Origin of the sequence: Devosia sp. WQ 349K1 (assembly GCF_016595685.1) — a bacterium.
Taxonomy (GTDB): Bacteria; Pseudomonadota; Alphaproteobacteria; order Rhizobiales; family Devosiaceae; genus Devosia.
The window spans coordinates 633,514-652,559 of sequence record NZ_JAENGO010000001.1 but is presented as its reverse complement, the minus strand read 5'-3'; the positions used below and the strand labels follow the sequence as shown (position 1 = coordinate 652,559).

At 57.7% G+C, this 19,046-nt stretch carries 24 protein-coding genes and 2 tRNA genes; 13 read left to right on the top strand and 13 right to left on the bottom strand.

Annotated features, from left to right (window positions below; all coding sequences use genetic code 11):
• The first annotated feature begins 18 nt into the window (after nucleotides 1-18).
• From JHL21_RS03005 to JHL21_RS02985, 5 genes are read left to right on the top strand one after another with little or no spacing between them, the layout of a single operon-like run.
• Nucleotides 19-1,341 (top strand): replication-associated recombination protein A, encoded by a 1,323-nt coding sequence (locus tag JHL21_RS03005; RefSeq protein WP_169194874.1) that lies wholly within the window; start codon nucleotides 19-21, stop codon nucleotides 1,339-1,341.
• Nucleotides 1,338-1,724, top strand: a complete 387-nt coding sequence (gene crcB / locus JHL21_RS03000; protein WP_200211839.1) for a fluoride efflux transporter CrcB — start codon at nucleotides 1,338-1,340, stop codon at nucleotides 1,722-1,724. The genes JHL21_RS03005 and crcB overlap by 4 nt, the downstream gene beginning before the upstream one ends.
• Entirely contained in the window at nucleotides 1,721-2,710 is a 990-nt protein-coding gene (locus JHL21_RS02995) for an RluA family pseudouridine synthase (RefSeq protein ID WP_169194873.1), read from the top strand. The genes crcB and JHL21_RS02995 overlap by 4 nt, the downstream gene beginning before the upstream one ends.
• Before the next feature lie 8 nt (nucleotides 2,711-2,718).
• The gene (locus tag JHL21_RS02990; protein WP_182393917.1) at nucleotides 2,719-3,372 is read left to right on the top strand and encodes an HAD-IA family hydrolase; all 654 of its coding nucleotides are present in this window, start codon (nucleotides 2,719-2,721) and stop codon (nucleotides 3,370-3,372) included.
• Nucleotide 3,373: 1 nt separating this feature from the next.
• The gene (locus JHL21_RS02985) at nucleotides 3,374-4,150 is read left to right on the top strand and encodes an ATP12 family chaperone protein (RefSeq protein WP_200211837.1); all 777 of its coding nucleotides are present in this window, start codon (nucleotides 3,374-3,376) and stop codon (nucleotides 4,148-4,150) included.
• Here JHL21_RS02985 and folK read toward each other — a convergent pair.
• The 8 genes from folK to rimO all read right to left on the bottom strand — a co-directional run bounded on the left by folK (nucleotide 4,147) and on the right by rimO (nucleotide 10,538).
• Nucleotides 4,147-4,581, bottom strand: a complete 435-nt coding sequence (folK, locus tag JHL21_RS02980; protein ID WP_200211835.1) for a 2-amino-4-hydroxy-6-hydroxymethyldihydropteridine diphosphokinase — start codon at nucleotides 4,579-4,581, stop codon at nucleotides 4,147-4,149. The genes JHL21_RS02985 and folK overlap by 4 nt on opposite strands.
• A complete protein-coding gene (gene folB / locus JHL21_RS02975) occupies nucleotides 4,581-4,964 on the bottom strand; it encodes a dihydroneopterin aldolase (RefSeq protein ID WP_182393916.1) in 384 nt (127 codons plus the stop codon). Before folB ends, folK begins: the two co-directional genes overlap by 1 nt.
• Nucleotides 4,965-4,975: 11 nt before the next feature.
• Complete coding sequence (gene folP / locus JHL21_RS02970; protein ID WP_200211833.1) at nucleotides 4,976-5,818, bottom strand: dihydropteroate synthase; 843 nt, start codon at nucleotides 5,816-5,818, stop codon at nucleotides 4,976-4,978.
• Between the two features lie 84 nt (nucleotides 5,819-5,902).
• Nucleotides 5,903-6,691: a sulfate ABC transporter permease subunit CysW gene (cysW, locus tag JHL21_RS02965; RefSeq protein WP_248309028.1), complete on the bottom strand. Its 789-nt coding sequence runs from the start codon at nucleotides 6,689-6,691 to the stop codon at nucleotides 5,903-5,905.
• A 28-nt stretch (nucleotides 6,692-6,719) separates the two neighbouring features.
• Nucleotides 6,720-7,556, bottom strand: coding sequence for a sulfate ABC transporter permease subunit CysT (cysT, locus tag JHL21_RS02960; protein WP_182393913.1), 837 nt, complete (start codon nucleotides 7,554-7,556; stop codon nucleotides 6,720-6,722).
• A gap of 71 nt (nucleotides 7,557-7,627) precedes the next feature.
• On the bottom strand, nucleotides 7,628-8,611 hold the full coding sequence (locus JHL21_RS02955) for a sulfate ABC transporter substrate-binding protein (RefSeq protein ID WP_169194865.1): 984 nt from the start codon (nucleotides 8,609-8,611) through the stop codon (nucleotides 7,628-7,630).
• Nucleotides 8,612-8,806: 195 nt separating this feature from the next.
• Nucleotides 8,807-9,058 (bottom strand): GlsB/YeaQ/YmgE family stress response membrane protein, encoded by a 252-nt coding sequence (locus JHL21_RS02950; RefSeq protein ID WP_169194864.1) that lies wholly within the window; start codon nucleotides 9,056-9,058, stop codon nucleotides 8,807-8,809.
• 154 nt (nucleotides 9,059-9,212) lie between these two features.
• Complete coding sequence (gene rimO, locus JHL21_RS02945; RefSeq protein WP_199532452.1) at nucleotides 9,213-10,538, bottom strand: 30S ribosomal protein S12 methylthiotransferase RimO; 1,326 nt, start codon at nucleotides 10,536-10,538, stop codon at nucleotides 9,213-9,215.
• 242 nt (nucleotides 10,539-10,780) lie between these two features.
• On the opposite strand from rimO, the gene JHL21_RS02940 reads away from it, so the two are divergent.
• The gene (locus JHL21_RS02940; RefSeq protein ID WP_200211829.1) at nucleotides 10,781-11,158 is read left to right on the top strand and encodes a DoxX family protein; all 378 of its coding nucleotides are present in this window, start codon (nucleotides 10,781-10,783) and stop codon (nucleotides 11,156-11,158) included.
• A gap of 146 nt (nucleotides 11,159-11,304) precedes the next feature.
• On the opposite strand, the gene JHL21_RS02935 is transcribed toward JHL21_RS02940, so the two are convergent.
• On the bottom strand, nucleotides 11,305-11,814 hold the full coding sequence (locus JHL21_RS02935; protein WP_169194861.1) for a DUF4282 domain-containing protein: 510 nt from the start codon (nucleotides 11,812-11,814) through the stop codon (nucleotides 11,305-11,307).
• Nucleotides 11,815-11,877: 63 nt separating this feature from the next.
• Nucleotides 11,878-12,591 (bottom strand): lipoyl(octanoyl) transferase LipB, encoded by a 714-nt coding sequence (gene lipB, locus JHL21_RS02930; RefSeq protein WP_200211827.1) that lies wholly within the window; start codon nucleotides 12,589-12,591, stop codon nucleotides 11,878-11,880.
• A gap of 67 nt (nucleotides 12,592-12,658) precedes the next feature.
• Here lipB and JHL21_RS02925 point away from each other — a divergent pair, with 67 nt between their 5' ends.
• From JHL21_RS02925 to JHL21_RS02915, 3 genes are all read left to right on the top strand, one after another.
• A complete protein-coding gene (locus JHL21_RS02925) occupies nucleotides 12,659-12,892 on the top strand; it encodes a FliM/FliN family flagellar motor switch protein (protein WP_169194859.1) in 234 nt (77 codons plus the stop codon).
• A gap of 115 nt (nucleotides 12,893-13,007) precedes the next feature.
• Nucleotides 13,008-13,094 (top strand) — tRNA-Leu (locus JHL21_RS02920).
• Nucleotides 13,095-13,303: 209 nt separating this feature from the next.
• Nucleotides 13,304-13,390: transfer RNA gene (locus JHL21_RS02915), tRNA-Leu, on the top strand.
• Between the two features lie 72 nt (nucleotides 13,391-13,462).
• On the opposite strand, the gene JHL21_RS02910 is transcribed toward JHL21_RS02915, so the two are convergent.
• Nucleotides 13,463-14,353: a LysR family transcriptional regulator ArgP gene (locus JHL21_RS02910; protein WP_200211825.1), complete on the bottom strand. Its 891-nt coding sequence runs from the start codon at nucleotides 14,351-14,353 to the stop codon at nucleotides 13,463-13,465.
• Nucleotides 14,354-14,450: 97 nt separating this feature from the next.
• Here JHL21_RS02910 and JHL21_RS02905 point away from each other — a divergent pair, with 97 nt between their 5' ends.
• Nucleotides 14,451-15,065 carry a LysE/ArgO family amino acid transporter gene (locus JHL21_RS02905; RefSeq protein WP_200211823.1) on the top strand — a complete coding sequence of 205 codons (615 nt, stop codon included), beginning with the start codon at nucleotides 14,451-14,453 and terminating at the stop codon, nucleotides 15,063-15,065.
• Here the strand turns inward: JHL21_RS02905 and JHL21_RS02900 are convergent.
• Nucleotides 15,004-15,597, bottom strand: coding sequence for a GFA family protein (locus tag JHL21_RS02900; protein WP_200211821.1), 594 nt, complete (start codon nucleotides 15,595-15,597; stop codon nucleotides 15,004-15,006). The two genes, JHL21_RS02905 and JHL21_RS02900, sit on opposite strands and share 62 nt — an antisense overlap.
• Nucleotides 15,598-15,645: 48 nt before the next feature.
• Entirely contained in the window at nucleotides 15,646-15,993 is a 348-nt protein-coding gene (locus JHL21_RS02895; RefSeq protein WP_200211819.1) for a hypothetical protein, read from the bottom strand.
• Nucleotides 15,994-16,111: 118 nt separating this feature from the next.
• On the opposite strand from JHL21_RS02895, the gene mgtE reads away from it, so the two are divergent.
• The 3 genes from mgtE (at nucleotide 16,112) to JHL21_RS02880 (ending at nucleotide 18,960) form a co-directional block, all read left to right on the top strand.
• The gene (gene mgtE, locus JHL21_RS02890; protein WP_248305943.1) at nucleotides 16,112-17,527 is read left to right on the top strand and encodes a magnesium transporter; all 1,416 of its coding nucleotides are present in this window, start codon (nucleotides 16,112-16,114) and stop codon (nucleotides 17,525-17,527) included.
• A 324-nt stretch (nucleotides 17,528-17,851) separates the two neighbouring features.
• The gene (locus JHL21_RS02885) at nucleotides 17,852-18,529 is read left to right on the top strand and encodes a glutathione S-transferase family protein (RefSeq protein ID WP_200211817.1); all 678 of its coding nucleotides are present in this window, start codon (nucleotides 17,852-17,854) and stop codon (nucleotides 18,527-18,529) included.
• Nucleotides 18,526-18,960, top strand: coding sequence for a DUF1489 family protein (locus JHL21_RS02880; RefSeq protein WP_200211816.1), 435 nt, complete (start codon nucleotides 18,526-18,528; stop codon nucleotides 18,958-18,960). Before JHL21_RS02885 ends, JHL21_RS02880 begins: the two co-directional genes overlap by 4 nt.
• Nucleotides 18,961-19,046: the final 86 nt, after the last annotated feature.

Sequence of the window (19,046 nt, the reverse complement as noted above, 5' to 3'; positions counted from 1 at the left end):
ACCTGCTAATGGTCGGGCATGTCTGATCTATTCGCTGCAGATCCTGCTGATACTGATAGAGCCCGGCCTCTCGCCGACCAGTTGCGTCCGCAAAACCTCGATGAGGTCATCGGACAAACGCATCTGTTGGGTGAGGGCGGCACGCTGCGCCGCATGTTAGCCTCGGGACGTCTCGGGTCTCTGATTTTGTGGGGGCCCCCCGGCACGGGCAAGACCACTGTGGCGCGTCTCTTGGCCGATCAGATCGGCTATAAGTTCGTGCAGATTTCCGCGATCTTTTCGGGGGTCGCGGACCTTAAAAAGGTTTTTGAGACGGCGCGATTTGAACGGCAGACGGGGCACCGGACACTCTTGTTTGTCGACGAAATTCACCGCTTCAACAGAGCCCAGCAGGATAGTTTTCTGCCGGTGATGGAAGACGGCACGGTAGTGCTGGTTGGGGCGACGACAGAAAACCCTTCGTTCGAGCTCAATGCAGCGGTGAACTCGCGGAGCCAAGTGCTGCGGTTCCAGTCGCTTGATGCGGGGGATCTGGAAAAGCTGCTGCAGCGGGCTGAAACGCATCTTGGGATCGCGCTGCCTCTGACGCCAGAAGCGCGTGAGACGCTGCTGACGCTCGCTGATGGCGATGGACGCGCTATGCTCGGGCTGGTGGAGGAGCTGCTCGCTTCGGCACAGGACGGCGAAGTGCTCGATCCAACGAGCATGCTGACGGTCGTGCAGCGGCGTGCGCCGGTCTATGACAAGGCGCAGGACGGGCATTACAATCTGATCTCGGCGCTGCACAAAACCATTCGGGGCTCGGACCCGGATGCGGCGCTGTATTATTTCAATCGCATGCTGGAGGCGGGGGAGGACCCGCTATTCCTCGCGCGGCGGCTTATTCGGATGGCCTCGGAGGATATTGGCCTAGCGGACCCACAGGCGCTTGTTCATGCTGTGGCGGCGAGAGACGCCTATCAGATGCTCGGTTCGCCCGAGGGTGAGCTGTCTCTGGCCAATTGCGTGGTCTATTTGGCGCTCGCGCCCAAGTCGAACGCCATCTACACCGCTTACAAAGCTTCGCGCGCGCTTGCGAAAACCTCGGGATCGCCAACGCCGCCGATGGTGATCCTCAATGCCCCGACCAAGATGATGAAGGGCGAGGGCTATGGGGAGGGGTATATTTATGACCACGACACGCCCGAGGCGTTCTCGGGCCAAGAATATTTCCCGGAAAAGATTGGTCGGCAGAGATTCTACGAGCCGGTAGAACGCGGGTTTGAGCGCGATTTGAAAAAGCGCGTCGATTATTTTGATCGTCTGCGTGCGGCTAAACGTGAACGTGATAAGAAATCATGATCCAGAACTTTGCGCTCGTCGGGATCGGTGGAGCGTTGGGCGCTATGGCCCGCTATGGCCTAGCGCTTGGTGTCGGACGATTTTGGTTCGGCACGTTCCCGGTGGCAACACTTGTCGCTAATGTTTTGGGATCATTGGCGATGGGCGTGCTGGTTGGGCTGCTCGCGCGATTCTTGTCGCCCCATGCCGAAGACATCAGATTGTTTCTCGCTGTCGGCGTTTTGGGCGGTTTTACGACGTTTTCGTCGTTCTCTCTGGATACAATTTCGTTGATTGAGCGCGGCGCGCTGGCGCAGGCGGTGATCTATGTCGCCTTGTCGGTTGTGGTTTGTCTCATAGGGCTATATCTCGGGCTTCTAATGACCAAAGGTGGAACAGCATGAGCGGCGTACAACATCGTGAAGTAACAGCAGACGACGATGGTATGCGTCTGGACCGGTGGTTCGCTCGGCATTTCCCCCAGTTGGGTTTCGCGCGGCTGCAAAAGATCATTCGTAATGGCGAAGTGAAGGTCGACAAAAAGAAGGTCGAGACCAGCACGCGCCTTTCCGAAGGTCAGACCGTGCGCATTCCGCCGATCGATGATCCGGATACCGTTCGTGCCTTCAAGGTGAATGAAGACGATGTGCGGTTCCTCGAAGACATCATCATTTATGAAGATGACGATATCTACGTCTTCAACAAGCCTGCAGGCCTTGCCGTGCAGGGCGGCACCAACACCACTCGTCACCTCGATGGTCTGCTGAAGAACCTGCCGAACAAGCTCGGTGAAGCGCCGCGCCTCGTGCACCGTCTCGACCGCGATACCTCCGGGTGTCTCGTTGTCGCCAAGACGGCTCAGGCGGCCAAGCACTTTGGTGCCGTGTTCCGCTCGCGTTCGGCGCGCAAGATTTACTGGGCGCTGGTGGCGGGTAATCCAACGCCACGCCAGGGCGAAATCTCGTGCTTCCTCGCCAAGCAGGCGACTGAGGACGGCGAACAGATGGTTGTGGTGCGCAATGGCGCTCCGGGCGCTGTTCACTCATCGACCTATTTCTCGACCACAGAAACGGCAAGCCGCCGCTTTGCTTGGGTAACGCTCAAGCCTGTGACTGGGCGTACACACCAGTTGCGCGTTCACATGGCGCAGAACGGCACGCCGATCATCGGCGATCCGCGGTATTTCAATATTGAGAACTGGCAGGAAGCGCCGGGGCTCGGCGAAGGTCTGCACCTGCATGCGCGCCGCCTAGCGATCCCACTGCGTAACGGCAAGAAGCTCGATATTTCGGCGCCTCTGCCGGACCATATGCGTCAGAGCTGGGAAGCGCTTGGCTTCGATGCTGACCGCTATGACGTGCAGAAGAATGATCCGGAGACGGACATTTGAGGCTCGTCATGTTCGACATGGACGGGACGTTGATCGACACCCAGTCCTTGATTTCTGAACATATGACGCAAACCTTCGTGGGCGCGGGGCTAACGCCTCCGACGCCCGCGCAGTCGCGTCGTGTGATTGGCTTGTCGCTCCCCAATGCTATCGCTACCCTTATGGGCTCGGACGATATGGTATTGGCTGAGCAGATGGCCGAAGACTATCGCAGCCGCTATCGGGCGATGCTGACGACCGGCGCGGAGCGCGAGGGGTTTTATCCCGGCGCGCGCGAAACGCTGGACCTTTTGCATGCGCAGCAGGAAACGCTGCTTGGCATTGCCACCGGCAAGGGCTTGCGTGGTGTGCATCGCATTACGCAGATGCATGGTATCGAACACTATTTTTCGACGCTGCAGACGCCGGACAATAACCCGTCCAAGCCGCATCCGAGCATGATGTTGACCGCTATGGCGGAAACGGGCGCTCAGCCGCATCAGACCGTGATCATCGGCGACACCACATTCGATATCGAAATGGGCAAGGCCGCAGGCACCAAGGCTATTGGCGTGCTGTGGGGCTATCATGAGCCGGATGATCTGATCCGAGCTGGCGCGGACATTCTTATCGAGAGATACGAAGACCTGCCGGCCGCTATCGACCAAGTATTGGAGAACTGACATGCGCGACCAGCTTGAAGAAGCCCACAAGCACATGGAAGACGGCTACGGTCGCGCACAGCACCTGCAGCAGACCGAGCTGCCGAAGCGCTTCTATAAGGAAGTGGACGTGGCGCGGGTTGAGGACGGCTTTGTCGTCACGCTTGACGGCAAGCAGACCAAAACCCCCGGCCACAAAAAGCCGATTATTGTGCCAGTTCAGTCCATGGCTCAGGCTATGGCTGAAGAATGGGCGGCGCAGGGTGAGTTCATCGATCCGGCGACTATGCCTACTGTCCGCCTGATCAATTCGGCGATCGAGAGCGGCGACGAAATGGCTCTGGCCTTCCGCGCTGAAGTGGTCAAGTTCGCAGCTGGTGATTTGTTGCTGTATCGTGCCGATGCTCCGCAGGAATTGGTGGAAGAGCAAGACAAGCTCTGGGACGGTGCGCTGGTGAAGCTGGCACGGCACTTCGACGTTGCCTTCCAGCCGACAGTTGGCATTCTGCATCAGGATCAGCCCAAGGCGACGCTTGAAAAGCTCGATGCGGGTCTTGAAGGGCAGGGGCTGCTGACGCTGACTGCGCTGGTGTCGATCACCGGCATTACCGGCTCGGGTCTTCTGGCTATCGCTTACCTTCATCAGCTGCTGACAGCCAATGATGTGTGGGACGCGGCGCATGTCGACGAAGACCACCAGAATCGCCTTTGGGGCGAAGATGATGAAGCGATGGAACGCCGGGCCAAACGCCGCGTCGAATTCGACGTGGCTATCGCTGTGGTGGACGCGCTGCGTTAACGCGCGCGTTCCACAATCCACTGCGCCGTTTCTGGCGAAATCTCCGTGAGCGGGTCGAGAACAAAGGCCCGCTCATGGGCAAAACGATGCGGCAAGATGAGCTTGGTCGTATCCATCACCACGCGCTCGTAAGCCACAACATCAATATCGATCAAACGTGGGCCCCAGACTTCGTGGCGCACCCGCCCCATGTCGCGCTCGACGTCGAGGCAAGCGTGGAGCAGATCGACGGGCGATAGGTCGGTTTCGACTTCTGCGGCCATGTTGGCGAAGTCGGGCTGATCGGTTTTACCCCATGCCTTCGTGCGAATGACGCTCGATTGCTTGGTGATGATGATTTGGTCGTGCGCATCGAGAAGCGCGATGGCTTGCTCGAGTTGGGCGGCTGGGTCGCCGATATTGGCGCCAAGGCTGAGCCAGGCTTTTGCCATTAGTTTGGTCTCACGCGATGAATTTCAATCGCCGCTTCGCCCGACACCATAGCGATGGGGGCCGAGGGTTTGCGCAGGCGCAGAATGATCCAGTTGATGTCAGGAAACTCAGCGAAGAGGGCAGTGGTGATGGTGTGGGCGACGGCTTCAATCAGGTTGAAGCGCTTGGCCTCAAAGGCGGCTTTCACTACGTCATAGATCGAGGCGTAGCTGACGGTTGAGGTGATGGTGTCGGTTTCGCCGGACGGGCTGAGATCGACGCCGCACTGCAAATCGATGAAGAAGCGTTGGCCCAGCTTCGCTTCTTCCTCAAAGAGGCCGTGATAGCCGAAAAAGCCTAGATCATTGAGGATGATACGGTCGCCGGTGAATGGGGTGGTCATGGAGCGGTCTCCTAGGGGCCGTAGAGCGTAGCTTGGGCAATGCGCAGCGCATCTGAATTGGCGCGAACATCGTGGACGCGGAAGATATGGCCTCCGCGCTCGTAACCTGCAACCGTGGTGGCCAAAGTCCCTGCCAAGCGCTCGCTCGGTTCGTTGCGCAGCACCTTGCCGATCATCGACTTTCGCGAAGTGCCGACGAGCGTTGCGAGGTCTGGGAAAGCGCGAATCAATTCAGGGAGTTGGCGCAGGATGCTATAATTTTGATTCAGGGTTTTAGAGAAGCCTAAGCCTGGATCTAGAATGAGGTTTTCGCGCGCAAGGCCCGCATCGGAAGCGATCTTCACGGTTTGGTTGAAGAAGGCGATCATGGCGGGGATGACGTCCGTTTCGGCGGTCCAGTTGCGGTCCCAATGCATGGCAATGGTCGGCACGCCGTAGAGGGTGGCGACGTCGGCCATATAGGGATCAGCCTGTAGGCCGTTCACATCGTTGATGATGTCAGCGCCGGCCTGAATGGCTTGATCGGCGACGAGGGGCTTCATCGTATCGATGGAGATGGGCGTGGTGATGCCAGCGGCGCGAATGGCGTCAATCGCAGGGATGACGCGATCAAGCTCTTCCTGAACCGAGACGGGTGCGTGGCCGGGACGTGTGCTTTCGCCGCCAATGTCGATGATGTCCACGCCTTCGGCAACCATGGCTTGCGCATGGGCAAGGGCGGTTTCGACACTGTCGTGGGTGCCGCCATCGGAAAAACTATCCGGGGTGACGTTGAGAATGCCCATGACAAGTGCACGCGGCCCAGCAATGAGCTTTTGGCCGCTGCGCAGCGTGTAGGCGTGGTGCGTGTGCATCGAATGCTCCGCGTGAAATGATCCTCATCCCATAGCGTAGAAACGCGGCGTGGTCATGGTTCGTGCCACGGAAGCTGTGGAGCGCTATTTGCCTTCGCGGGTTTCGACGAGGGTTTTTAAGATCAAAGTCAGCACCGCGATGAAGGTCAGGGTCGATGCGGCGGCGAAGGAGCCGGTGATGTTAAAATCGTTGAACAAGAGATTGATCTGCAGGGGCAGGGTGTTCGTTTGGCCACGGATGGCGCCAGAGACAACTGAGACCGCGCCATATTCGCCCATGACGCGGGCATTGGTCAGGATTGCGCCATAGATCAGCGCCCAGCGGATGTTGGGCAGGGTGACGAACCAAAACATCTGCCAGCCATTGGCGCCAAGCGAGAGGGCAGCTTCTTCATCTTCAGTGCCTTGCTGGCTCATCAAGGGAATCAACTCACGCGCCACAAAGGGGGCGGTGACGAAGAGACTGACAAGAACAATGGCGAGGGGCGTGAACATGATTTGGATGTTCGCGGCCTTGAGGGCGGGGCCGAAGAGGCCCTGTCCGCCGTAAAGGAAGAGATAGGCGACACCGGCGACGATGGGGCTCATGGCCGCTGGGAGCTCAATAAAGCTGATGAGCAATTGGCGGCCGCGGAAGCGGAAGCGCGTGACAAGCCATGCCAGAGATGTGCCGACGACGATGTTGACCGGAACGGCGATGAGCGCGACGAGCACTGTCAGCCAGATGGCGTGGAGCGTGCCGGGTTCAATGATATTGGCGAGGTAGACGGCAATCCCTTCGCGCAGGGCGAAGGTGAAGATCAGCGCGACCGGCACGACCAAGATGAGTGCGGCGAAGGCAAAGGCCAGTGCAATCAACGCGTTGGCGGTCATGCTTTGCTTTTTGATTCCGGACATTGTCTTACCCATTCCTCTCAGCGTAGCGCGTTTGCCAAGCGGCGAGGGCGTTGGTGGCGACGAGCGTGAGGAAGGCGACGAGAAGGAGGACCGTCGCGAGGGCCGCTGCGCCTTCGTAATTGTACTCGTCGAGGCGGATATAGATCAGCAGCGATACGATTTCGGTCATGCCCGGTAGATTGCCTGCAATGAAGACGACTGCTCCGAATTCACCGAGCGAGCGAGCGAAAGAGAGCACGCAGCCGGAGATGAAGGCGGGGAGGATGGTGGGCCAGATGACGCGGGTGAAAATCTGCCAGCGGCTTGCGCCGAGGGTTTGCGCTGCTGCCTCATAGCTTTCGTCGAGATCTTCGAGCACCGGCTGCACAGAACGAACAACGAAAGGAATGGAGGTGAAGGTCATGGCGGCGATGATGCCGAGCTGGGTGTAGTTGACCTTGATGTTGTTGGGCTCGAGGAATTGTCCATACCAGCCCGTTCCCGAGAACAGCGTCACCAAGACCAAGCCCGCGACAGCTGTCGGCAGGGCAAAGGGCAGGTCGACCAAGGCGTCGAGAATACGGCGACCGGGGAAACGATAGCGGGTGAGAACCCACGCAAAGAGCATGCCGACGATGCCATTGATGATGGTGGCGTAGAAGGCAGAGCTGAAGGTGATGCGATAGGCGGCCAAGGCGCGGTTTGAGGAGATAATGCGCCAGAACTCGCCCCAACCCATGCCCGTGACTTTCAGCAACATGGCGGCGATGGGCAGGAGGACGATGAGGGAGATGTAAAAAACAGATACGCCCATGGTGAGGCCGAAGCCGGGCAGCAAGTGCTTAGAATGCGGTTTTGCCATGGGGTGTTCTCATAGACTTGGCGGCGCAACAAAAGCTGCGCCGCCGGATAGAATAGGTATGGCAGAAGGGGTTATTGGTTCAGGAAGACCTTGTCGAGCAGGCCGCCGTCGGCAAAGTGTTCCTCAGCAGCCTTTTGCCAGCCGCCAAACTCTTCTTCGACGGTCACGAGGCGAACTTCTGGGAAGCGATCTGCGTGCTTGGCCAAGACTTCTTCGTTGGTTGGGCGATGGAAGTTTGCGGCTGCAACTTCCTGACCTTCTGGCGAGAAGAGGAAGTCGAGATAGGCCTTGGCCACATCGCGGCTGCCACGGGCGTCCACGACCTTATCGACAATGGCAACCGGGAACTCGGACAGGAACGACACAGACGGTGTGACCGGCTGGTACTTGTCCGTGCCAAATTCGTTGGCGACTGCGAGTGCTTCGGCCTCAAAGGTGATCAGAACGTCGCCAAGCTGGCGCTCAGTGAAGGCGGTGGTTGCAGCGCGGCCACCGGTTTCAAAAACGGGCACGTTGTTGAAGAGCTTGGTGAGGAACTCTTCGACCTTGGCGGTGTCGCCTGCGTATTCCTCGGTCGCCCAAGCGCGGGCTGCGAGATAGGTGTAGCGACCGTTGCCGGAGGTTTTGGGGTTCGGGAAGATGATCTGCACGCCCTCGGTCACCAGATCACCCCAATCGTTGAGGTTCTTTGGGTTGCCAGCGCGGACGAGGAAGGACGGGAAGGAATAGAATGGGGTGGCGTTGTTCGGGAACTCAGTTGCCCAATCGGCCGAAACGAATTCGCCGTCCACGAGGCGTTGAACGTCCGTAACCTGATTGAAGGTCACGACGTCGGCCGCCAGGCCTTCGAGAATGGCGCGGGCCTGAGCGGAGGAGCCGGCATGGGACTGGTTGACCGTGACGGTCGCGCCGGAAGCTGTGTAGGCCTCGTTGATGGCGGCGAAGAGCTCGCGCGCAATATCATATGAGGCGTTCAAGATGTCGGTGGGCTGAGCATAGACCGGCGCAGCAGAAACGGTCAGTGCAGCCAAAGTGGAAACAAGGAGCTTATTCATAACGGCGCAAGTCCATCGGTTTGAGCAATTGAGATGGAGATGAAACGGCTTGCGGTGCGTCGTAAAGGTCCAAAAGACTGAACTGGATGAGTAATTTACGCGATGAAACTTAGTCGCAAATCCATTGCGCCTGACTTCAAGGCCGCGCGAATTTTATTCTAAAGGTGCTGGCCGCCAGTGGCGACCAGCGCAAGTTCATTTCGCCACGGCGCGTCCGATGCCGATAATTATGCAGGCGCCAATAAAGCCCGCGACGAGATAACCAATCCAGCCACCGAAGGAAATTCCCAGCAGGCCAAACAGAACGCTGGCGATAATGGCACCAACGATGCCGAGCAGGATGTTCTTGAGAACGCCGCCACCGGCATTCATGAACATGCTGGCAAGCCATCCGGCGATGCCGCCAATAATGATCGCACCAATAATTCCAACACCGTCAAAACCCATGTTTTCGCCTCCTCGCGAAGTGAGTCTGTACGGGCTTAGCGTGGCACACTACGGAGAAAAGGCAAGAACTGCCTAAAATTGCTGCAATAAACAAAAATGCCGACACATATTGTGCCGGCATTTTGAATTTTTATTACTGCTGATAGCTGTTTGACTATTTTGCAGCAGGGACTGCGAAGAGATCGTATTCGTCATTGTCGGTCACGGTGACCGAAACAATGTCGCCGATCTTGATGCCGTCAGCATTGTCGACATAGACCTGACCGTCGATCTCCGGAGCATCCCACTTGGAGCGCGCGATAACGCGGTTCTGCTCGGGCTGTACGTCGTCAACGATCACGTCGATGGTGCGACCGACCTTCTTGCTCAGCTGGTGGTAGGAAATGTCCTGTGCCACTTCCATGAGCTGGGCGAAGCGCTCTTCCTTTACTTCTTCCGGAACAATGCCCGGCAGATCGTTGGCAGGAGCACCGGTCACTGGTTCGTACTTGAAGCAGCCAGCACGATCGATTTCGGCTTCTTCGATCCAGTCGAGAAGGAATTCGAAATCTTCTTCGGTTTCACCGGGGTGACCGACGATGAAGTTCGAGCGGATGGTCAAATCTGGGCAGATTTCGCGCCACTTCTTGATCCGGTCGAGGGTCTTTTCGTGGTTTGCTGGGCGCTTCATAGCGCGCAGAACGTTTGGCGAAGCGTGCTGGAACGGAATGTCGAGGTAGGGCAGAACGAGGCCTTCGGCCATCAGTTCAATCACCTGATCGACATGTGGGTATGGGTAGACATAGTGCATACGTACCCATGCGCCGAGCTCGCCGAGCTCCTTGGCGAGGTCATAGAACTTCGCCTTCACGTCGCGGCCACGGTACTTGGATGTCGCGTATTTCAGGTCGACGCCGTATGCCGAGGTGTCCTGCGAGATAACGAGCAGTTCCTTGACGCCAGCGCGGATGAGGCCCTCGGCTTCGCCGAGAATGCCGGCCGCAGGGCGCGAGACGAGATCGCCGCGAATCTGAGGGATGATGCAGAAGGAGCAACGATTGTTGCAGCCTTCCGAAATCTTCAGATAGGCATAATGGCGAGGCGTGAGCTTGAGACCGCTCTCCGGGACCAGATCGACGAAGCGATTTGGAACTGGGGGCAGGTGCTCATGAACCGCCGAAACCACGTTTTCGTACTGGTGCGGGCCGGTGATGGCCAGCACGTTCGGATGGGTTTCGCGGATGAGGCCTTCTTCAACGCCGAGGCAGCCAGTGACGATCACGCGGCCGTTTTCGTTGAGAGCTTCACCAATCGCTTCCAAGCTTTCCTGCTTGGCGCTATCGAGAAAGCCGCAAGTGTTGACAAGAACAATGTCCGCGCCTGCATAGTCGCGGCTAAACGAATAGCCCTGCGCCCGAAGCGTGGTCATGATGCGCTCGCTGTCCACAAGCGCCTTGGGGCAGCCGAGGCTGACGAGTCCGATTTTTGGCGCCTGAGTCATGCGCGTGCAGAATTCCGCTAAGTAAGAGAATGGCGCGTCATACAGAATTCTGCACGGTTACGCAATGTGACTGGCCGTCACTTACCGATGATCAGCTGTGCAGCGAACGCGGATCACGGGCTCGTGAATGGAATTAATGCGTGAACAGTGCGTCTGTAACAGTGTGGTTTATTAGAACAGCGTTGTTCGATTACCTTTTAGCGACTGGCGCGCCGAGTTGGCGCAGCATTATTGGAGTTCCCATGTTCGACCGTCTCTCCGCATACGCGCCGCAGGCCCTCGCTGTGCTGCGCATTATGGCAGCATTGCTGTTTCTCGCTCACGGCACACAGAAGCTCATGGCGTTTCCTGCTGGCGGTTTCCAGCCAGGCGCTGATACGATTTTCTTCTGGGCAGGCGTTATCGAGATCGTCACCGGTATCCTGATCGCAATTGGTTTCTTCACCCGTCCAGCGGCATTCATCGCTTCGGGTACCATGGCTTTCGCTTACTTCATGGGCCACGCGCCGCAGAATTTCTTCCCGGTCAACAACGGTGGTGACGCGGCAATCCTGTTCTGCTTCGTGTTCCTCTACCTGGTATTTGCAGGTCCTGGCGCTTGGAGCATCAACAAGAAATAAGTGCCTCCCTCGGTGCTGATAGAGACCCTCGGCTTCGGCCGGGGGTCTTTTTTTGTCTGCTGTTGGGAGGGTGTGGCGGTGCGGCCAATAAAAAAAGAGAGCCTGTGGGGCTCTCTTTGTAACGCGCGGGAGGCGGGACGCTAAGGTTAGCTTCCGTGTGTCTGGCCGGGTTTGGTGGAGGGCGAACGAACAGCGTCTTCCGGGTTCAGCGGGGTCGACGCTGGCGGCGTATAGGGCGCGGGCTCGGTGGCTGGCGTCATATATTCAGCAGCTTCAGCATAATCGCGGTCGTCTTCGCCTTCTTCGGCAAGATCGCGAATAGCGTCGCGGACTTCATCGAGCAGGGATGCTGAGTACCGCGAGCGCTGGACCGTGTCGCCTGCGGTTTCATGATTCTTGAACCAGACGAGAAGAGCTTCGCAGAGGATGCGCAGCGCCACGAAGGCCAATAGACCGAAGACGGCGATTTCCAGAATGCCCCACAGGCCGTTCCCAAAGCCCTGCGAGAAGCGGAAGAAGAAGTGGCTCACAATCCAGAGCAGAATACCGGCTAGGCCAAGGGCGTAGAAAATCGGCATGAGCTTGGGCGACAGAATCGCGTCCAGACGGAACAGGGTCTGACGGGTGAGTAGGCGTTTAATATCGTCCAATTTCATAAGTCAGCTCCTCGATTCGCGGACGGTCTAAAGGTGTTCGTCCAAGTGCCCTATGGCAAGGTTTTACGCCACTGTTGTTGCGCCGAAAATAGCTTCGAACCGGGTGCGTAGAACCGAATCTACTTCAGGCATGCTCACCAGAAGCCCCAAGTCCTCAAAACTAGTGACGCCTTGGTCGGTGATTCCGCATGGCACAATGCCGTTGTAATGGCTGAGATCAGGCGAAACGTTGAGCGCGATGCCGTGGAACGTCACCCATTTGCGCACGCGAACGCCGATGGCTGAGATTTTATCTTCACGCCCTAAGCCTTTTTCAGGTCGCTGCACCCAGACGCCGACGCGCCCCTCGCGGCGCTCACCCTTAACATTATGGCTTTCGAGCGTGTCGATGACCCATTGTTCGAGCCCCTGGACGAGGCAGCGAATGTCGCGCCCGCGTTGGGTGAGGTCGAGCATGACATAGGCAACGCGCTGGCCGGGGCCATGATAGGTGTACTGACCGCCTCGGCCCGCGGGATAGACCGGGAACCGCGCGGTGAGCAGATCCTCAGCGCGCGCGGAGGTGCCAGAGGTGTAAAGGGGAGGGTGCTCCAAGAGCCAGACGGCCTCAGAAGCCTCGCCTGATGCAATCGCTGCTACGCGCTCATCCATCATGCGCAGAGCCTCTGGATAATCCAGTGGCGCATCGAAGATGGTCCATTCGACAGCCTGATCATCCGAGCGGAGGAGCTTTGACTTGATCTGACACGCTTCGTTGTTGGTTGTTAACACTTTCATAACCATGCTGGGCCGAATTTAAGGTAGAAGCTGCGCGACACTAACAGATCGAGCCTAAGACCTATCTATGAGCACTCTGGACAATATTGAAGTGGACATCACCGTGGAACTCGGCGCGTCCACGTTGCCGATCCACCATTTGCTGCGCATGGGTCGCGGTGCTGTGATCGAACTCGACACCACTGAACATGATCCCCTGCGCATTTATGCCAATAATACGCTCGTGGCTAAAGGCGAGGTGAATGTCGAAGACGGGCGCCTCCGCGTTTTCGTCAAGGAAAAGACTTTTAAAGCAGGGTAGTGGGAAACTTCCACAGGCTGAGGATTTTCGAATTTAAACGCTTGTGGTCCCCAGAACCGTTTGCTACATCCCCCCTCGTTGAAGCGCAGATGCGGTTCAACTTCTACCAGAATGTGCGGTCGTGGCGGAATTGGTAGACGCGCAGCGTTGAGGTCGCTGTGCCCGAAAGGGCGTGGAAGTTCGAGTCTTCTCGACCGCACCATTATTCAAAAACCCCGGCGATCTTCGGATCGGCGGGGTTTTGAGTTTTCATGGCTCTGATTTTCCTATCTTTTTCCATTTTCGACTTCCGTTGTGGAAAGATTGAAATAGGTCGTGATCAGAGGCTCGGGGTGCTTGTTAAGGCCAGAAGCCTTTGCTAAACCCCTCCTCGTTGAAGCGCAGATGCGGTTCAACATTCTACCAGAATGTGCGGTCGTGGCGGAATTGGTAGACGCGCAGCGTTGAGGTCGCTGTGCCCGAGAGGGCGTGGAAGTTCGAGTCTTCTCGACCGCACCATTATTCAAAAACCCCGGCGATCTTCGGATCGGCGGGGTTTTGAGTTTTTGGGCATATCAACAATCACAATGATTAGGTGACGAGCCCTGACGCTGCCGCGCGCTGAACCGCTTCAGTGAGGCCTGCAAACTGTTTGGCGGCGAGGCGACCAACTTGCCAATAGAGATCGACGTCGAGCGTCGCTCCGGGGATCAGTTCTACCAAGCGACCACTGGCCAGATGATCGTGCACCAACGCGGTGGGGTTGAGGCACCAGCCCATGTGGGCGAGGGAGGCTTCCACAAAACCATGACTGGACGGGATGAAGTGCGTCGGCCCCGAAACCGTTGTGCCGAAGTTGGTCACCAGCCAGTCCCGTTGCAGCTGATCCTTCTGATTGAAGGTCACGACTGGGGCATGTGCGAGGGCTGCGGCGGTTACCCCCTGTGAAAAATGGCGCTGATAAAACTGAGGGCTGGCCGTGGCGTGGTAGCGGAGCTTGCCCAGCTTGATGACATCGCAACCGATGATCGGCTCTGCTTTTGATGTCACTGCGGCGAGCACGCGGCCTCGGCGCAGCCAATCATGCGTGAAATCCTGATCGTCTATGGTGATGTTCATGACGTTGGAGCTGGTCGCCGAAAATGCAGCGGCAGCGGGCATGAACCAGGTCGCAAGGCTATCGGCATTCACGGCGATGTCTAGCGTGAGCGGCTTGGCGGTGTCCCCAAGTGAGGGCAAGTGGGTCAGCAGGTCGTTTTCGAGGGAGCCAACCAATTCCATATGGCGGCAGAGCCAAGCGCCCTTTTCTGTCGCAATGCAGGGTGTGCCGCGTTCGATGAGAACAGCGCCCAGACGCTCTTCGAGCTGGCGCACCCGTTGGGAGACGGCTGACTGTGTGATGTTGAGCTTTTGCGCGGCGCGCTCGAAACTGCCAGTTTGCACCACCATGGCAACGGCGTGTGCTGCAGGATAGTCAATCATGGCATTAGCATTCCTAATGGTGATGCAATTTCTTTAATTGGCCTAATTGATTGCACGGTCGTTAGGCAAGGGCCGGGTGCTCACTGAAGGAATCGCAATGGACGTGTTCGGCATAGGCTTGGCCACTGGCCTCACTTTGATCTTGGCCATCGGCGCGCAGAACGCCTTCGTGTTGCGGCAAGGCTTGCGCGGGGAGCATGTGCTCGCGGTGGTGCTGACCTGTGCCATATCGGATGCACTGCTTATCGCGCTCGGGGTGACGAGCTTTGGTCATGTGGCCGCGATTTTGCCGTGGCTGGAGACCGGCATGCGCTTTGCGGGCGCGGCCTTTCTCATCTGGTACGGGCTGAGAAGCTTGCGGTCAGCGTTGCAATCGACTGGGGCACTGGTGGTGGACGAGCAAAAGCCAAGTGCTAGCCTAGGCGCGACGTTGCTGACCTGTTTGGCGCTCACCTGGCTCAACCCACATGTTTACCTTGATACGGTGGTTTTGCTTGGATCGATCTCGACCCAGTTCCCCGGCGCACAGATGCTGTTTGCTGCAGGGGCCATCACCGGGTCTTTTGTGTTCTTCTTTGCCCTCGGATTTGGCGCAAGATTGCTGCGTCCTGCGTTCGCCAATCCTGCGTCATGGCGTTGGCTAGAGGGTGCTATTGCCGTGGTGATGTGGCTGATTGTGTTGAAACTTCTGTGGCCGGAAGCGCAGGACTGATCGGGGGCCAGTCAGAGATTTTCAATTTTGGCGTGCGGAAGCCCATGGCTGCCCACGCGGCTGCCAAGCGCGCATAGAATTTTGTGGTGTGCCACTTGCTGGCTGGAATCGAGAGATCGAACTTCGTCTGCGCCGGTGCATCGACAATTTGCGTGCGCAGGTCAGGGCGTTGACGCTCGGCCATGGGCCACATGCTGGTGTAGATGCTCAGCCAATGGCCGCCAGTGAATTCGACGAAGACGGGCGAATTGCAGCAAGCGGTGAGAACGCGCCGTGTCGGGGCTGTTGCTGATAGGCGATAGGCGTGTAGGCCATCGAGCCCATGGGGGAAGCGCACTCGATCCTTGCGGTAGAGCGTGTAGTTGGTGCCACCATTATCTTCGGTTAGGGCGCGTGCTGGGCCAAAGTTCGCCAACTCCCGTGCAGCCTTTCTGCAGGAGGCGCAGTGGCACTGTGCGTTCAACAGCGGACTGCCAACAACTTCCATGTGAAATTGCCCGCATTGGCACACGAGTGTGGTCGTAACGTCCATTCCTACTCCAGAGGTTGGCCTGATCTGAAAGTAGTCATAGTGTTTTTGTTATTCGCGCGAAAGTGGCCTGCGACTGGACGCCAGCGCATCACTTAGGCGAAGTGCTAGTTCTTGATCTGTTATTGTTGTCATGCGGATGAAAACGCCGTCTTGGCCGACGAGCTCGTCGGTTTCAAAATATATGTCGGGCGAGATGTCGAGCAGGAGAACCTTTTGGTCTGCAGGGCATTTTAGCCACAGTAGGCCGGTTTCACGCAGCTCGGCGATGATCTGGTCGTGGTAAGTGATGCAGGGCCCCGCTATGCCCTCTTTGACCATAATCTCATCATCCAGAGCAGCTTGAGCGAGGGTGTAAACCCGAGAAAAGTCGGTGCGGACGGCGATTGGCTCAGACATTTTCATAGCCTCGACATTAGAGAAGAGAAAAGCTTTTGCAGGTCACTGGCGCGGCGCAGATTGAACAGGTACAGCTTGCCACGCCCCTGAAACCCCCAGGACACGAAAAGGGCTCCCTATGAGCGACGAATCCACAATCATGTCCGGTGAAGACCTGGGCCGTGTCGACAGCACCTTCCGCGATGCGGAGGGGCGGATCAGCCTTGCTTGGGTGGGCGAGGTTCGGGCGCTGCTCGAACGCGAGCAGCTTGAGGCGCTGGTCGCGCTCCTAGAGCCGCTGCACGCGGGGGACGTAGGCGACCTGCTCGAACAGCTGGAAGCTGAAGAGCGTATCCATCTGGTTCGACTGCTCGGTGATTTGTTCGACTTCTCGGCCCTGACGGAGGTCGACGAAAGCATCCGTGTCGAGATCATGGACGCGATTCCCAATACGGAAATCGCCCGCGCCGTGGCCGAGCTCGACCATGACGACGCGGTGTATCTGCTCGAAGATCTGGAGCAAAAAGACCAAGACGAAATTCTGCGGGCTATGCCCACGTTCGAACGGCTGGCTTTGAAGCGAAGCCTTGATTTCCCTGAAGATTCGGCCGGACGCCGGATGCAGACGGAATTCATCGCCATTCCGCCATTTTGGACGGTGGGGCAGGCGATCGACTATCTGCGCGCCGAGCCCGAACTGCCTGAAGAGTTCTATCAGCTCTACGTGGTTGATGCGGGCTATAAGGTGCTTGGTGTTTTGCCGCTTGATCGGTTCTTGCGGACGCAGCGTGCGGCCAAGGTCGATACGATCATGAACACGCAGCTGACGCTCATAAAAGCGGAAGACGACCAAGAAGAAGCCGCGCGCATTTTCGAACGCTATGACTATGTCGAGGTTGGCGTGGTCGATAACGGCGACCGTCTTGTGGGCGTGTTGACCATCGACGACATTGTCGACGTTATTCAGGAAGAAGCCGAAGAAGACATTCGCCTGATGGCGGGCGTGGGCGACGAAGACGTTTCTGACACCACGGTCGACACGGTAAAGAGCCGTACGCCATGGCTGGTGGTGAACCTGTTCACGGCGCTGTTCGTGTCGCTGGTCATTGGGCTCTTCGACGCCACCATCGAGCAAATGGTGGCTCTCGCCGCGTTGATGCCCATTGTTGCTTCTATGGGCGGGAATGCCGGGGCGCAGACGATGACGGTGACGGTGCGTGCGCTGGCCATGCGTGAGCTGGATGGTGGGCGATTGCGCCGGCTCATTCGCCGCGAAATGGTGGTGGGCGTCGCCAATGGTGTGCTCTTCGCCATTCTGATCGGGCTTGTGACCTGGTTCCGCTATAGCAATCCAGAACTGGGTGTGGTGATCGCCTTGGCCATGGTGATTAACATGATCGTTGCCGGTACATTCGGCGTGCTCATTCCTTTAACGCTGGATCGTTTGAAAGCGGATCCGGCGATTGCATCGGCAGTATTCGTGACGACGATTACCGATGTGGTTGGCTTCTTTGCATTTTTGGGAATTGCCGGGCTGTGGTTCGGCCTATTCTGACAAACAGTCACGCGAACGCACCCGCGTGACTGTTGCAGAATGGTCGCTTGCATCCCATCTCTATTGTCATTAGCGTTTCATTTACCATCTGCCGCGCGGTGGCGGCTTGGTGTGGACGACTGACAAGGAGCGATCTCATGCGCAGTCAACCGAAGCCTAATCTGTGGATGACCATGAGTTGGGCACTGGTGTGCCTTGTGTCCATGGCACTGGTTTTTTCGATTGTAGCTGGCGTTGCTTAAACGCCGGGACTAGTCTCTCCCAAGAGTTCAGGAAGGGCGCCTGGCCACCGGGCGCCCTGCTTTTTTGGTTGAGGAGACTGCGGTGAAGCTATTGATCGGGAATCGCAATTATTCGACGTGGTCTTTGCGTCCTTGGCTCGTGCTCAAGCATTTTGACATCGCCTTCGAGGATGAAGTCCTACAGCTCTCTGGCCCGAATTTCCGCGATGTCCTGGCCCAACATTCACCTACCGGGCGTGTGCCGCTGCTGATCGATGGGGAGCTGTTGATCCCAGAATCAATCGCCATCATCGAGTATCTTGCCGAGACATTTCCGGAGCATGCAATCTGGCCGCGTGATCGAGCAGAGCGCGCATTGGCTCGTGCCGCAGCGGCGGAAATGCATGGTGGGTTCTCGGCATTGCGCAATCGCGCCCCGATGAACCTACGGGCTTCGCACCCGGGCAGGGTGGATGCGGATGCGGTGCGTTCTGATTTGGCGCGTCTCGAAGCGTTGTGGGGAAGCTTGCTGCAGAAGTCGGGCGGGCCATACCTCTTTGGCGCATTCTCGGCGGCTGATGCGATGTTTGCGCCTGTCGCAACGCGCATTCGCACCTATGTATTGCCAGTGTCGGATTTGGCTGGTCGCTATGTCGAGGCGATTTATGCGCTGCCCGCCTTCCAGGCATGGCGCAATTTGGCGTTACAGGAACCCTGGATCGTTGACGATGATGAGATCGACGTTATTCAGGGGCGTGTCGCTCCGGGAAATTTGGCATGATTCATATGGTTAAACTCTGCGTTGGGATTTCCAGCGTGGAGGAACTCGAAAGCTACCGCCATGAGCGCGCTCACTGGTGGGGCGCTGATTATGGCGAGGACGTGCACGTTCACCGGACGCGTATGACGCCCAAACGCGGCGACGAGATGGACGGCAAGGCGTCGATCTATTGGGTCATCGCAGGCTCTATCGGTTGCCGTCAGAAGATCCTGCGGTTTGGCTCGCACACCAGTGAAGAGGGGATCAACTATTGCGATTTGATCCTTGATCCAGAGATTGTCCGGACTGTGCCCTATCCCAAGCGTCCTTTCCAAGGTTGGCGCTATCTTCGTCCAGAGGACGCTCCGCCTGATCTGGGCGTCGGGGCGAATAACGATAGCGATAACTCGATGGAGATCGCCGCTGAATTGGCACGGATGGGGCTGATCTGACGGGCGCTGAACCTCACCCTCGATCCCTCCCCACGGGGGCGCGGGGCGATGGTTCTGTGCCAGCGGGTGAGCGCGGTTTCCCGCTT